Below are 13,988 nucleotides of genomic sequence, written 5' to 3'. Positions count from 1 at the left end.
GAGAATACGATGCCGAAACCCAGGGACTGGGCGATGGTTCAGGCGCAGCAGGCAGCGTGATAGGCAAAGCGCGCCGAAAGCCGGGGTAGGGCGTCGGTGTCGCCAATGCGGTAGGCGAGCGCTGCCGACACCGCCATCCACGCAGCGCGCATATAGGCATCGGCACGGTAAAGTGCGGCGTCGGTGTCGGCTTGCATTGCGCGCATATGCGTACCCAGGGCCTCGAACTCATCGAGCAGGGCAAGGAGGGCTGGCGACTCTCCGGCTTCCTGGCGCGCGCGGTCCATAAACACACTCAGGCCCTTGCCCTCATCGCGCCAGAGGCGCCGGGTCAGGAAGTCGAGCGCCTGCATCCCCGTAGTGCCTTCGTAGATTGAAAACACGCGCGCATCGCGCAGATGCCGCTCGAGTGGCCATTCCTGCGTATATCCCGCGCCACCCAGAATCTGTATCGCGCGGTTGGGTACGTCAAATCCTGCCTCTGCGCCAAAATTCTTGATGAGCGGCAGCATCCAGCCGGTGTAATCCGCCAACGCTGCATCACCCGTAATCCGTGCGATATCCATAGCCGTGGCAAGTTCGAGTACAGCCGCGCGCAGGATTTCGGTGCTCGCGCGGATTTCATCAAGTTGGCGCCTGACATCCGGGTGCTGGTCAATGGTAACCGGCGGCTGGTCCGGCGCGCCGCCCTGTCGGCGCTCGGCAGCATAGGCTTCGGCGATATCTGCGGCAGCGGAGGCCAGCCCGAGCCCCTGGCAGCCGGTCGCCAGCCGCATCAACTCGATCATGGCGAAAAGCTCCGGCAACCCGCGCCCTTCTTCGCCGAGAAGGACCGCCTTCGCCTCCTCGAACCGCATCGCGCAGGTGGGCGAGGCGTGCAGCCCGAGCTTTTCCTCGATCCGCTCGATGACGACTCCGTTGGATGCGCCATCGATCATATTGGGCACAAGGAACAGGCTTATCCCGCGCGTCCCCGGTTTTTCGTTAGTGCGGGCGAGAACGCAATGGCCGATGCGCTCGGCAAGATCGTGATCGCCGAACGAAATCCAGATCTTGTTGCCGTTAACGATCCATTCGTCCCCGCGCGCCTCAGCCCGCGTGCGCAACCGCCCGACATCCGAACCGGCGTCGGGTTCGGAAATGCAGATGTTGGCCGCCCACTGTCCTGAAACGAGGTTGGGAACCCATTCAGACGCTGTTGCCGGGTCGGCCGCTTCGGAGAGAAGATGCGCAGCGGCGCGCGTTGAGGTTGCCGCCATCATCAGCGAAGTGCAGGCGCGGTCAAAGAGCGGGAAAGCCGCGGCTTGTACCGTCAGGGGCAGGGCTTGTCCCCCGTATGTCCCGATAACATCCATACCGAGCCAGCCCGATTCTGCGAACTGTTTGAAAGCTTCGGCAAAACCCTCGGGAAGCGACACCCGCCCATCGGCATAGTGCGCGCCGATCTTGTCGCCGACGGGATCGAGGGGCGCCAGCACACCTTCGGCAAAGTCGGCTGCCGCCTCGAGGATCGCCTGCACCGTTTCATCGTCGCAATCGGGGCTGAGCGATTTGAGCGTCTGCCAGCCGGGTGTGCGGGCGAGGATAACGAGCGTGCGCGCGACTTGGTCTTTATAGGACATCGGCTATTTGGGCTGCATACGAATGGCGCCATCGAGCCGGATCACCTCGCCATTGAGATACCGGTTCTCGATGGCAAACCGCACAGCGTCGGCAAATTCAGCCGGATCGCCCAGCCGTGAAGGGTAGGGGATGGCCGCGGCTAGGCTCTCCTGCGCCTCCTGGGGCAAGGTATGCAGAAGGGGGGTAAAGAAGATGCCGGGTGCGATGGTGTTGACGCGGATTCCAGAGCGCGAGAATTCACGCGCCGCCGGCAGGGCCATGGAAACGATGCCGCCCTTGGAGGCTGAATAGGCGGCCTGTCCGATCTGCCCCTCGAAGGCGGCGACCGACGCGGTGTTGACAATCACCCCGCGCGCCTTGTCCTCCCGTTCGGGAAGCGCCGCCATGCGCTCGGCGGCCAGCCGCATCATGTTGAACGTGCCGATGAGATTGACACGGATCACCATTTCGAACGTCGAAAGGGGCATCGGGCCCTCGCGCCCGAGAATGCGTCCTGCCGTCCCGATCCCGGCGCAATTGACGAGGATGCGCAAGCCGTCGCCTGCCTCGTTCGCCCTATCGAGCGCCGCCGCCGCATCGGCTTCGCTGGTCACGTCGCCGGAAACGGCAACCCCACCAATTTCTGCGGCGACCCTCTGGGCCGCTTCGGCGTTACGGTCAAAGACGTGAACGATCGCGCCGCGTTCGGCGAGTAGTGTCGCGGTGGCTTCGCCAAGCCCCGATCCGCCGCCGGTCACCAATGCGCTCGAGCCTTCGATCTTCATGGGTTTCACCACTTTTTCAGTGCGGTGATGACGCGGGGATCGCCGCCATAAAGTGCATCGACCAGATCGCCGCGATGCCGCAACACGGCGCGCTGGTTGATCGAGCCCTTGTCGGTAACCTCGCCTTTTTCGAAACGCAGCGGATCGGCAAGGATCATCAGGCGCTTGATGCGCGAGGCCGAGCCGGTCGCCTGTGCCTGGTGTGCGGCGAGTTTTTCCGCCAACGCTGCCCGGACGTTCACGTGGTCAAAAATCTCGGCCTCCGAAAGGTTGCCGCCATCGGGAACGAGCGCTTTGAGTGCCGGGAGAACGGGCACGACGAGAGCGCCGAGTTCGGCCTGATTTTCGCCGGTAATGACTGCATCGCGGATAAGCCCGCCGAACTGGTTGACGAGCTTTGCGCGGAGGTCGCCTACGGCAACCCAGGTTCCGGTCTGGAGCTTGAAGTTCTCGGCCGTGCGGCCATCGAAATAAAAGCCCTTGGAAGGATCGCCCGGAACGGCGAATTTGACGGCATCCCCGATCCGGTAAAAGCCTTCCTCATCGAAGGCTTCCGTCGTCAGTTTCTCGTTACGCCAGTAGCCGGGGGTGATATTGGGGCCCTTGAGCCGCAACTCGTATTTCCCATCGGCCGGTACGAGCTTGAGCGTCACCCCTTGCGCCGGGATGCCGACATTGCCCGCCTGTTCTTGAGGCTCGGTGCAGAAAAGGGCAAAGGGACCGGTTTCCGTCGAGCCGAGCCCCGTACCCATCGGAACGCGTCCGCCTGTCGTCTCGACCGCCAGTTCGTTGAGCGCATCCCATGTGTGCTGGGCCATGCCAGCCCCTGCATATATCATCATCTTGAGGTTTTTAAAGAACGTCTCGCGCAGCGTGTCGTCCTCGCGCATGGCATTGACGAGCATCTCGTAGCCCGCGGGAACATTGAAATACCAGGTGGGCGAGATTTCCCGCAGCGCGGCCAGCGTCCGGCCGATCAGTGCTGGGGTGGGCTTGCCCCGGTCGATATAATAGGAGCCCCCATTATAGATGGCGATGTTGAACACCTTGTTGCCGCTCGCCGTATGGTTCCAGGGCGACCAGTCGACAAGGACGGGGGGTTCGTCACGAAAATAGGCGTAGCAATCGGCCACCATTTCCTGGTTGGCGCATAGCATGCGCTGGGTCTGGATTACCGCCTTGGGCGAGCCCGTGGTGCCAGAGGTAAAGAGGAATTTGGCGACCGTATCTGGCCCGACCGTTGCAAATGCCTTGTCTACGTCTTCGGTCGGTTCGGTCGCGACGATATCGGCGAAGCGGAACGTATTGGCGCGGCCGGAGGGCGCGTTGTCGAGCACCGCGAAGGGGACCTCGGCACCAAAGCCGGAATCAACCGCGTTGCGGAATGCATTGCCATCATCTGCAAAGACCAAGCCGGGGGTAATCTGCCCCGCGATATCGCGAAGCTTGGAAAAGTCCGTCGAGACCGTTGAATAGGCCGGAGCAAGGGCAGCAGATGGAATACCCACATGTTGGGCGCCGAGCGCCATCAAGGCATGTTCGATCGAGTTTTCCGAAAGGATGACCAGCGGCCGTTCCGGCGACAGGCCAAGACTGAGCAGGAACTGGCCGATGGCGCGCACCTTGGCGAGCCCTTCGGCATAGGTCACTTCCCGCCAGGGGCCAGTATCACGGCGATCTGCAATCCAGACCCGCTCCGGCGCCGCATTGGCCCAGTGGACAAAACGCTCGTTGAGCTTTGCGGGATAAGGACCGAGCGGGTCCTCGCGCCAAACGATGATTTCGCCATTGGCACGGTTCTCCCAGAGCACCAAAGGAGACCAGAGTTTCACATCGCGCATCGGCTTCTGGGTCACGAGTTCCTCCACCACATAATCCCGAATTTCGTTTACAAGGAAACAATCTACATGTAAACGATCAAAAACTATCGGTGAGGAGAACCACGATATGGCGGGCGATAACGCGGCCGAATTCGTCACCTACGAACTCAAGGGAAACGTTGCACATATCGGACTGAACCGGCCCCAGAAGCGCAATGCGATCAGCGACCGGTTCGTCGAGGAAATTGCCGTCGTGGTCGCGCGGGCACAGGCGGAAGCCAAGGCTGCCGTGCTCTTCGGCCATGGCGATCATTTCTGCGCCGGGCTCGACCTTGCCGAGCATGTCAAGAAATCCCCCATCGAGGGCGTCCATGGTTCGCGGCGCTGGCACGCGGTGTTCTCAAACATCGAGCACGGCACCATACCCTGGATTTCCGCTCTGCACGGCGCCGTCGTCGGCGGCGGTCTGGAGCTTGCCGCATCCACCCATATCCGTGTCGCCGACAAGACCGCATTCTTCGCGCTGCCCGAAGGCCAGCGCGGTATCTTCGTGGGCGGTGGTGGTTCGGTGCGCGTTGCCCGGCTGGTGGGCGTTGCGCGCATGACCGACATGATGCTCACCGGACGCGTGGCCTCGGCCGAGGAAGGCGAACGTTGGAACGTCGTGCAATATGTCGTCGAAAAAGGAAGTGCGCTGAGCAAAGCTCACGCGCTTGCTGAAGCCGCCGCCAGCAATGCCGAGATCTCTAATTATGCGGTCATAAACGCCCTGCCGCGCATCCAGGACATGGCCAAGGAGGACGGACTGTTCGTGGAATCCTTTATCGCCTCGTTCACCGCTACGAGCCCGGAGGCCGAAGAACGCCTCAATGCGTTCCTGGAAAAACGTGCTGCGCGCCTCAAGGCGCCTGGTTCGGCATAAGGCGCCATTGCACCGATGGGAACCCGTCCGCACGCAGCGGTTGATCTGGGGCGGCTCGACAGCGCGCTCGGTTTTCTGCTGCGCCTCGCCCAACTCAAGACCCAGGCGCGGTTCTTCGAGGAAAGCGGAGCCGGACAGTTCAAGCCCGGCGAGTTCACCGTGCTATGGGTTATCCTGCACAATCCCGGCATTCGCCAGAGCGCGCTGGGCCAACAGTTGATGATCAAGCGTGCGCATATGACCAAGCTCGTACGATCGCTGGAGGATCGTGGTCTGGTCACGCGTCGCATTCCCGAAGACGATCGCCGCGCTGTGGAATTGACGCTGTCGGTGGATGCTGAAAAGCAGATCAGGACTGCCGAGGCGTGGTTCTTCGATTTCGAAAGTCGGATCGGCAACCCGCTCACCGCGATGGAAGTTGAGCAATTGAACGCGCTTCTGCGCAAGTTTCTGGGACTCGCCTGACGGCGCCCATAAACCCGGGAGATTCTGCAATGAACATCGATGACCTCATTGCCATCGACATCCATACCCATGCCGAGGAGCCCTGCTGCGGAACGCGTGACGATGGCTACGACGTCTTCCAGGCCGGCATGGCAAAGTATTTCAAAAATCCGGGTGGCGCGGAGGGTATGTTGCCGTCCGTGCAGCAGACCGCCGATTACTACCGCGAACGCAAGATCGGCTGTGTGATTTTTCCGGTCGATGCCGAGCGCGAGACCGGCTTCCGCCGTTACAAGAACGAGGAAGTCGCAGAGATCGCGGCGCGGAACGCCGACATCATGATCCCTTTCGCGTCCATCGATCCAGCCAAGGGCAGGCTCGGGGCACGTGAGGCGCGGCGGCTGGTGCGTGAGTTTGGTGTAAAGGGCTTCAAGTTCCACCCTACCATGCAGGGCTTTTACCCCAACGACCGTTCGGCTTACGTGCTTTACGAGGCAATCGCCGAAGAAGGGGCGATTGCCCTGTTCCACACCGGGCAGACCGGGGTCGGTGCGGGCATGCATGGCGGCATGGGTATGAAGCTCAAATATTCAAACCCCATGTATCTCGACGATGTCGCCGTCGACTTTCCGGACATGCCCATCATTCTCGCCCACCCGTCTTTCCCCTGGCAGGACGAGGCGTTGTCCGTGGCGACCCACAAACCCAACATCTATATCGACATGTCCGGCTGGTCCCCGAAATACTTCCCGCCCATCCTCGTGCGCTACGCCAATTCGATTTTGAAGCACAAGATGCTGTTCGGGTCGGACTGGCCAGCGATCACGCCGGACCGCTGGCTTGCCGATTTTGCCAATATCGAGATCAAGGATGAAGTACGCCCGCTTATCCTCAAGGACAATGCGCGCAAGCTCCTGAAGCTTTGATCGCAGGCGATCAGAAGAAGAAGATCCAGAGCAGAATGATGATGGGGATCGGAATTCCGATCATCCAGAGCAAAAGTCCACGGAACATGAGGAATTAACTCCCTTTATTGGCCGAGATGCCCCTGTTTCCAAGGCAGTGCGCGGCGGTTGATGACCTGGGAGAGTAAGTTCGTCGGAAACGAATTGTTCCCGTCGCGTCAGTAATCCTGCTCGTAGAAGATGCCGATCGAGGAGTCTCCATCCGTGCCCGTGGCTCCGCGCGCGCGAAGAGAATCGGTGATATCGAGGTCGATCGTCACACGGCTCTGACCCCCTGCACCCGTCTCGACGCCGAGATAGATATTGTCGTCGAGATAGCGGCCCGCGCGTATCCCTGCCTGACCTTCGGCGTCGGTAATGATGTCGAGATCGTCGAGACCCGCCGCCTGACGCAAGCCGTCAAGCAGAGATGTGTTGCCGCCGACACCTGCAAGCTCTGCGGCTGTGGCAGCCAGTCTTGCCAGTTGTAGCGGGGTGAGTTGGCCTACGCTGCGATTGAAGAGAAGCCGCGCCAGAACCTCGTCCTCGGGCAGCATCGGCTGGGAGGTAAAGGAAATCTCAGGCGCGGAAGCACGGCCCGAGACGGTGACAAATACCGTGATCCCTTCGCCTTCGGTGCGCGCAACCAGATCGATGAAGGGGTCGAGGTCCCCCATGAGTGTAACCATGCCGCTTTCGAAATCGATACGCTGGCCCAGGATCGTCAGCCGGCCCCTGATCAGCTCGAATCCGCCCACCGGCTCGATGGCATTGACGTTGCCCGTCACCCTCACCTGGCCGCCGACTTCGGCATCGAGTCCGCGCCCGCGCAGGAATACCTGATTTGGTGCAGAAATCGTGACGTCGAGGGCCAGGGGAACTGGCGCGGCCACGCCGCCCACGGCGCGCTCGTCGACCCGAGCGCGTGCAAGCGTCTGCAACACGTGAGGTGGTGCGTTGCGGTGGTCGACGGCAATGAGCGGGCTGTCGGGGCGCATCCCTTCGGGAATGGTGATATCGGCGCGCGCCACCGCGACATTGCCCGAAAGCAGGCCTCCATTGATGAGCGGCCCCGAAAAGTTGAGATTGCCGTTGAGCGTCGCGACAACGAGATTCCCGTCGGCATAACGCGCATTATCGAGCGATATCTGGACATTGGACGTGAAGTTCGCATCCAGTCCAACCGTTCCCGTTGCGGAAACCGCGCCACCGGTGGCGAGCTGGGCGGAAGCGGAATTGATGGTGATGGCATTGGCCGAAAGCGAAGCATTTACCGCAATGTTCTGAAGCCTCAGGGCGAGCCCAGGATCGATATATTCCGCACCGGCAATTGACAGCGAACCGGCAAATTGCGGGGCATCCAGGCTGCCGGTTATGCGGGCGTCGAGATTGGCCGTCCCGATGGCCTGTGCACCGGTCTCGGCAACGAAGGGGTTGAGCAGGGAAAGTGGGATCGATCCATTGAGGGCGACATCGAGCCCGTTGCCATCGAGCGGAATGTTCCCCTGCAACGTGGCGCCCAATCCTTGCGCACCCGTCACGCGGGCGGCAGAAAGCGTGACCTGATTGTTGGCGAAACTGCCTTCCGCCGAAAGGCTCAATGGCGCGATACCGAAATCGGCGATTGCGGCGGCGCGCAGCCCGCTTCCGGCAAGGCTGAAGGTCGCGCGCGGATCGCTCGGCGTCCCCGATATCTGTGCGGTCCCATCGAGCGTCCCCGACAGTCCCAGTTCAGGCGCTATGGTGTTGGCGATGTCGAGCGGCAAGGCGGAAATCGTCAGCGCTATGTCGAGAGCCTGACCTGCACTGCCCGTTGCCACTATGCGTCCCGACCCTACCGCCAAGTCGACGCCGGAAAACTGTACCACATCGCCTGAAACGACAAGCTCGGTCGGAGCGGCGAGACGTGCGGAGAGCTGGGCCTGCGAGATGGAAAACGTGTCGAGAGCGACACGATATCCATCGTCAACCGGCGCGAGGGAACCGGCCAGCGCAACATCGGTATTGCCCGCCAGTCGCGCGGTACCGGAAAACTGCGTGTTCCGCCCGACAGCATCGGCAGTGAGCTGAATGGATTCGATATCGATCTCCGCCACAGAGGCGTCCTGAGCCTCCAGATTGCCTTCGATCGTGGGCACACCGAAGAGATCTAGGATTGTCGCCTGGAGCTGTCCCGACCGCACCGAGATGTCGTCAAAAACGAAGTTCTCGAGTTGGGCGCTGGCGACTGCAGACTGGACACCTTCATTATGCGTCAGTCGGATATCGGCCTGAGCCGCGCCCTGTGCCCGGACGGTGGCCAGCGCGGCGGCCGTTTCGATATTGGTTGCATCGAGTTGCAAGCGGCCCTCAAGCAGGCCGGAAGCGAGCCGTGTGAGATCCCCGGCAATCTCGGCACCGGGTGCGGTGAAAACGAGATCGGAAACGATCAGCCGCTCGGCGTTGGAGTCGATGCCGGAGGCGAGGCTCACGCGGAATCCATCGAGGAAGGCCGTTCCACTAAGACGTCCGGCCAGTCGGCCATCGACACTGGTCCCTTCAAAGCCCAGCCGCCCGTCGCGCAACGTCCGGCCCGCTAGCGAGCCTTCCGGTACCGTGGCCACGAGCTCGAGATCGAGAAGCCCATCTTCGCCCCGTGCAGTACCGCTAACGCTCAACCGACCCCTGGCATCAGGCGCGAGGCTTGCCAGGTCATCAAGAACGGCCTCGAACCGGAAATCGGCGGCAAGGCTGGCGAAGGTGCCATCGGCCGTGACAGACACTTCTGGCGTCACGAGCGAAAACCCTTGCGCCTCTATGCCCGCTTCCGTCCGCGCGACCCTGCCCGAAATCTGCGCCTGACCAGCGATCAGCGCATCGGCAATCGGATCGTCAAGGGAAAGGTCCGTCGCCGTGCCATCCAGCACCAGGTCGAAACCGCCGATGGTCGGAGAAATGGAGCCGGTCGCGTTTAGGGAAATGGCTCCGGAGAGATCACGCCCGGCCAACCCGGAAAAAGGCGAGAGAGACTCGGCGTTGAGTGCGATGTCGCCTTCGAACACCCCGTCGTCGATAATCCCTGCCATCTCGAGCAGCAAGGCCCGGCCGGTCAACCGCAACTGCGCAAGCGTTATCGGGTCGCCAGCCTGCCAAAGCCCCGCCGCACCGAAGCCGAGGCGCGGTCCTAGAACCTCGGCGATCTCCTCTGAACGCGCGGTGATGCCCTCTGCCAGCCCGTCTATATTGAACGTGACGCGGCGCGATCCGGCATCATCGAGATTTGCAGCAACCCCTTCGGCGTTAAGCGAGAAATGCTGTGCCGCGAAATCGGGTGTTGTCAGGCCAAGCACCTGCAACGTCCCGGTCCAGTCGGTCGTACCGTTCTCTCCGTAGTCCACCTCGAACCGCGCCCGGTCGATGCGCGTGGAAGCGCCGGGCACGGGAAGAATGACCGCGGTTCCGTCAGCAGCCCCTATCTCGCCGGTCACATCGAGACGCCGCAGGAACCAGTCCCGGGTGGTTTCGCCGCTGGCAAGCAGGGAAAGCTGCCCGCCCGAAAGGCTTAGCTGGGAAAGTTGGAGCCCGCCTTCGTCCCTCAACAGGGCATCGAATGAAAGTGCCGAGCGCTCTCCGAAAAAGTCGCGATAGGCCGCGGGCAGGATATCGGCAATCGGCCCCTGGAGATCGGCCTGAACGCGGAGACCCTCCGCGCCCTGGTTCAAAAAGCCCGATCCTGTGAGAATCCGCCGACTATCGGCGTCGAGCGAAAGGGCTACGTTGAGGTTGTCGATGCTGCCCGAGCCCGAGATCCCGAGGGCGATCTCGGGCCTGCCCTCGATATTGAGCAGATTGGCGACGATACCGTTTTCGGGTTCGACCAGTTCGAGGGTAAGATCAATCTCGCGCGTCTCGTTCGAATAGTTGAGATCGAGGTTCAGCGTGCCCCCAGGCCCGTCAAGACGCACGATGTCGAGGTCGGCATCGATTGCCCCATCCACCAGTGTCATCGACCCCGCGATGGAGATTTCCGACCCCAGCCCGAAAACCTGCTCTCCGAATATCACCTGCGGTACTGAAAGGCTTTCGAGAATGACGGCCACCGGAAACTCCGGCACGGCAAATCCACCCGCTTCGGGGGTGGGGAGCCCCGGCTCTTCGGTAACAACCGGATTGCGCACATAGGTGATGGAGTCGGCGGAAAGCGAGCGGATTTCGAGCCGCCCGAACAGGAGCGCACCCTGATTCCAGCTGATCGCCGCATTCTCGACGATGAGCCAGATCCCTTCGGTATCCGAGATGGTGATCTGCCCGATGGAAGCGTCCGAGGACAGCGCACCCTCGATATTGGTCAGCCTGATCTGGCGGTCGGGCGTCGAAATCTGGTTCTCGACAAAAGAGACAAGCCCCGAGCGCTGCTCCTCCTCATCGAGGGCTGCCGCACGCGCAAGCGTTTCCATAAGCGTCTCGCCGGTCACTTGCGTCAAGGCCGGCGTGGGGGCCAGCATCAGGGTGCCAGCGCAGCAAAGGGCAGCGAGCTGTTTCAAAACGCCTGTCCTATGCCAACGTAAAGCGCGTAATCGGGATCGCCGGGCCGCTTGTTGAGCGGTATGGCGACATCGAGCCGGAGCGGGCCGAGTACGGTATAATACCGGACGCCGACGCCTGCACCCAGCCTGAGCTGATCGAGGCCAGGGAAGGTATCCGCGGCGACATAGCCGCCATCGACAAACCCGACCGCCCCCCATTCCTCGTTGAACCGTACTCGCCCCTCGATCGATGCTTCGAGAAGGTAGCGGCCTCCGGTGACGCCGCCCATGCCGTCATCCACACCAATGGACCGGAAGCCGTAGCCGCGCACCGACCCCCCGCCGCCAGCAAAGAACAGCATGTCGGGTGGGATTTCCGCAAGCGAGGGCCCGCCCAGCGCTCCGGCGCGGACACGTCCCGCCAAGACGAAATTGGACTCCGGCCCAAACGCCAGATAGGTGCGCGCCTCGGCCGTCGCGCGGATAATGGCGTTTTGATATTCGAACTCGTAAACCGGGTCGAGCGTCCCCGCGAGATAAAAGCCGCCGGTTGGATCGAGCTGGGAGTCGCGGTTGTCGAACGTGGCCGCGCCATAGGCGCCAACCATTGTAAAGTTGCGGTTCCCGAAGGTCAGATCGTCCTCGAACAACGAGTGCTTGACCTGCAATCCGCCCTCGGCGCTGATCGTATCGGTAAAAAGGTGGTTGAGCCCGATCCGTCCACTGACGGAGGTTTCGGTATAGAGAGGCAGGACAAGGCGTTGAGCGGCCATCGTCCCGATGAAGTCCGTGTCGGGCGTCAGGATGCCGGGCTTTGTGAACGTCCCCCCAAAGGCATAGTCGAACTCTGCCGTATCAACCGGCCAGCCGATTCCCGCGATCCTTGCGTCGAGCCTGAGGCGTTCGGCCTCGCCGAAAAGGTTTCGGTGCAGCCAGAACCCCTCAACGCCAAGGCCATCGATGGTGGAGAGCGTCGCACCGACACCGAAGCGGCGCAGGGGTTGCTCCTGGACGATCACGGTAAAGGGCAGGGAGGTATCGGGGTTGATGGCGCTGGCCGCTTCGATCCGCAACGAACGAAAAACGTCGAGCCGCGACAACCGCTCGCGCGCCAGGGCGATGTCGTCCGGGTCGTATTCGGCGCCCGGCACCAGACCGGTCTGGCGCACCACGAAATCGGGGTTCATGTTTTCGGTGCCCTGCACCGAAACGGGTCCGATCGTTGCATATCCCCCGGGGGCCACGCTGATGCGGACGTCGACAGTGCCCGTTGCATGATCGGCAACCACATTGCGCGCGCCGATCTCAGCCATGGGATAGCCCTGCTGCCGCCAAGCCTGAACCAGCAATTGTTCGGCACGGGCAATGGCGGTTGCCCTGGCGATCTGGCCGGGGGCAAAACCTTGCTCTTCGGGCACGTCGACAAAATCGTCCGGGTCGGTGGCGAGCGGCGCGCGATTGGCGGTCTCCAGCCGGCCAAAGATGAACTGGCGCCCGGGATTGATCCTTACCGAGATCGTCGCAGGTTCGCCAATTCGCGCATCGGGCGGGATGGCGCTGGCCTCGCGTCCGTCGACAAGGATGGAGATAGCGCCGCCATAATATCCATGGTTGTAAAGCGCGGCGGTGAGCCGGGCATAGTCGCCCCTTGCCTTGGCCAAAAGACCGGGCACGCCCGAGGCGGGACGCTCCTGATCGGCCCAGAGGCTCGACGCGGCGCGCAGGGCAGAGTCCAGTTCGGCATCCGCTCCCGTTTCAAAACTCAGGACATAGGTGCGCGGGTCGGCGATGACGGCCTCCGCATCGGCACCTTCATCGCCTCCGAAAAAGCGTATGCCGAACAATTCGAACCCGAGCGCCGGCTGCGCAAGGAAACCGGCGAGAAGGGCAAGCGCCGCAACTTTATGGGCAAAAAATGGCTTCACGGCTGGTACGCGATCAATTCAATCCATTCCGTCGATTTGCGCGCCAAGGGGATACCGGCTCGCAATTGAGGCAAAAGCCTAGCACATGGGCAGTTAACTCAATACCCGGAGAAGGCCAAATGAGGTGTGGCGATGCATCAGCGCAACACCTCGCCCGGCTGCACGCCACCAATGGCCTCGAGCATCAGGAACGTACCTTCGAAGATGTCGACCGAGGGCCTGAGACCAAGATCGGGATTGCTGGCCATATAGGCGGAAGCCATGAGGATCGAAGCGTTGAGGGAATCATGGGGATCTGGCCGCGCAGGTTGAGGCGCGGTTGCGTCGGCAGCCTCGATCGCGGCCAGGGCGGGGCTCGACGCGGCCTCTTCGATCAATCCGATCGGCCGCGACGGCGGCAGGAAACCGAGCGCAACGACCATCGGCGCCTCCGCGGCAGCAGCGCTGGCCGCTGGGGGCTCGACAGCGGGGGAAGGAAGCACCGCCGCAACGACGGGCGGCTCGAATTGCGGTATGCGTTCGGGAGGGACCGGCGGGGTCGGCACTATGGCGGTTTGCGCCGGCGGCGGGGGCGCGGCGGGTGAAGAAGGGCCCGGCCTCAGACCGGTAAGCTCGAGAAGTCCCTTGTCGCGCGCCGCATAATAGTAGCCGCGCGCATAATGCTGAACCGCCCGATCATGGTTGCCTTCGGCAACGAGATAGGCGCCGCGCAGGTATTTTACCCCATAGATAAGATTGGTTTCCGGATCGAGCAGGTCTTCCGGCTTGCCCGTAAAGCCCATCGTACGGGCCGTGGCCGGCAAAATCTGCATCAAGCCCCAATATGGCCCATTACGGGCGCGGGGATTGAACGTCGATTCCCGGTTGACCACGCGCCTCACGAGCTCGACCGGCACCTCATAATGTTGGGCATAATACTGGATGAGCAGTTCGATATAGGCGCGTTCGTCCGCTTTGGCGGGCACGACCGAACAGCCGATGAGAAAAGCAACAACAAGCGCGAGCAGCTTTCTTGCCGGCATCCCTCGTTCATCTCCCAGC

The 13,988-nt window shown here is 62.1% G+C and carries 9 protein-coding genes; 3 read left to right on the top strand and 6 right to left on the bottom strand.

Annotated elements, in window-relative coordinates; genetic code table 11:
• Window positions 1–38 precede the first annotated feature (38 nt).
• Genes I2G20_RS11040 through I2G20_RS11030 form a run of 3 tightly spaced genes read right to left on the bottom strand, consistent with a single transcriptional unit; the run spans window position 39 to window position 4,243 of the window.
• Window positions 39–1,622, bottom strand: a complete 1,584-nt coding sequence (locus I2G20_RS11040; protein ID WP_196259776.1) for an acyl-CoA dehydrogenase family protein — start codon at window positions 1,620–1,622, stop codon at window positions 39–41.
• Between the two features lie 3 nt (window positions 1,623–1,625).
• Window positions 1,626–2,387 carry an SDR family NAD(P)-dependent oxidoreductase gene (locus I2G20_RS11035; protein ID WP_196259775.1) on the bottom strand — a complete coding sequence of 254 codons (762 nt, stop codon included), beginning with the start codon at window positions 2,385–2,387 and terminating at the stop codon, window positions 1,626–1,628.
• 5 nt (window positions 2,388–2,392) lie between these two features.
• Entirely contained in the window at window positions 2,393–4,243 is a 1,851-nt protein-coding gene (locus I2G20_RS11030) for a feruloyl-CoA synthase (RefSeq protein WP_343070332.1), read from the bottom strand.
• Between the two features lie 91 nt (window positions 4,244–4,334).
• Between I2G20_RS11030 and I2G20_RS11025 the strand changes: the two genes are divergently transcribed.
• The 3 genes from I2G20_RS11025 to I2G20_RS11015 are packed head-to-tail and all read left to right on the top strand — an operon-like array spanning window position 4,335 to window position 6,499.
• Window positions 4,335–5,129, top strand: a complete 795-nt coding sequence (locus I2G20_RS11025) for a crotonase/enoyl-CoA hydratase family protein (RefSeq protein WP_196259774.1) — start codon at window positions 4,335–4,337, stop codon at window positions 5,127–5,129.
• Between the two features lie 15 nt (window positions 5,130–5,144).
• A complete protein-coding gene (locus I2G20_RS11020; protein WP_196259773.1) occupies window positions 5,145–5,594 on the top strand; it encodes a MarR family winged helix-turn-helix transcriptional regulator in 450 nt (149 codons plus the stop codon).
• A gap of 29 nt (window positions 5,595–5,623) precedes the next feature.
• Window positions 5,624–6,499, top strand: coding sequence for an amidohydrolase family protein (locus tag I2G20_RS11015; protein WP_196259772.1), 876 nt, complete (start codon window positions 5,624–5,626; stop codon window positions 6,497–6,499).
• Window positions 6,500–6,696: 197 nt separating this feature from the next.
• Here the strand turns inward: I2G20_RS11015 and I2G20_RS11010 are convergent, their stop codons facing one another.
• The 3 genes from I2G20_RS11010 to I2G20_RS17535 all read right to left on the bottom strand — a co-directional run bounded on the left by I2G20_RS11010 (window position 6,697) and on the right by I2G20_RS17535 (window position 13,969).
• Entirely contained in the window at window positions 6,697–11,040 is a 4,344-nt protein-coding gene (locus tag I2G20_RS11010) for a translocation/assembly module TamB domain-containing protein (RefSeq protein WP_196259771.1), read from the bottom strand.
• Window positions 11,037–12,947 (bottom strand): autotransporter assembly complex protein TamA, encoded by a 1,911-nt coding sequence (locus I2G20_RS11005; protein ID WP_196259770.1) that lies wholly within the window; start codon window positions 12,945–12,947, stop codon window positions 11,037–11,039. Before I2G20_RS11005 ends, I2G20_RS11010 begins: the two co-directional genes overlap by 4 nt.
• A gap of 137 nt (window positions 12,948–13,084) precedes the next feature.
• Window positions 13,085–13,969, bottom strand: coding sequence for a transglycosylase SLT domain-containing protein (locus I2G20_RS17535; RefSeq protein ID WP_196259769.1), 885 nt, complete (start codon window positions 13,967–13,969; stop codon window positions 13,085–13,087).
• Window positions 13,970–13,988: the final 19 nt, after the last annotated feature.

This window comes from Pelagibacterium limicola (assembly GCF_015694405.1).
In the GTDB taxonomy this organism is placed as follows: Bacteria; Pseudomonadota; Alphaproteobacteria; order Rhizobiales; family Devosiaceae; genus Pelagibacterium; species Pelagibacterium limicola.
The sequence above is the reverse complement of the archived record's forward strand: the minus strand, read 5'-3'. Positions and strand labels throughout refer to the sequence as shown.

Coding starts and splice junctions, on each gene's coding strand:
- I2G20_RS11020 (WP_196259773.1), top strand. CDS start 5,145: ATGGGAACCCGTCCGCACGCAGCGGTTGATCTGGGGCGGCTCGACAGC.
- I2G20_RS17535 (WP_196259769.1), bottom strand. CDS start 13,969: ATGCCGGCAAGAAAGCTGCTCGCGCTTGTTGTTGCTTTTCTCATCGGC.
- I2G20_RS11025 (WP_196259774.1), top strand. CDS start 4,335: ATGGCGGGCGATAACGCGGCCGAATTCGTCACCTACGAACTCAAGGGA.
- I2G20_RS11035 (WP_196259775.1), bottom strand. CDS start 2,387: ATGAAGATCGAAGGCTCGAGCGCATTGGTGACCGGCGGCGGATCGGGG.
- I2G20_RS11040 (WP_196259776.1), bottom strand. CDS start 1,622: ATGTCCTATAAAGACCAAGTCGCGCGCACGCTCGTTATCCTCGCCCGC.
- I2G20_RS11015 (WP_196259772.1), top strand. CDS start 5,624: ATGAACATCGATGACCTCATTGCCATCGACATCCATACCCATGCCGAG.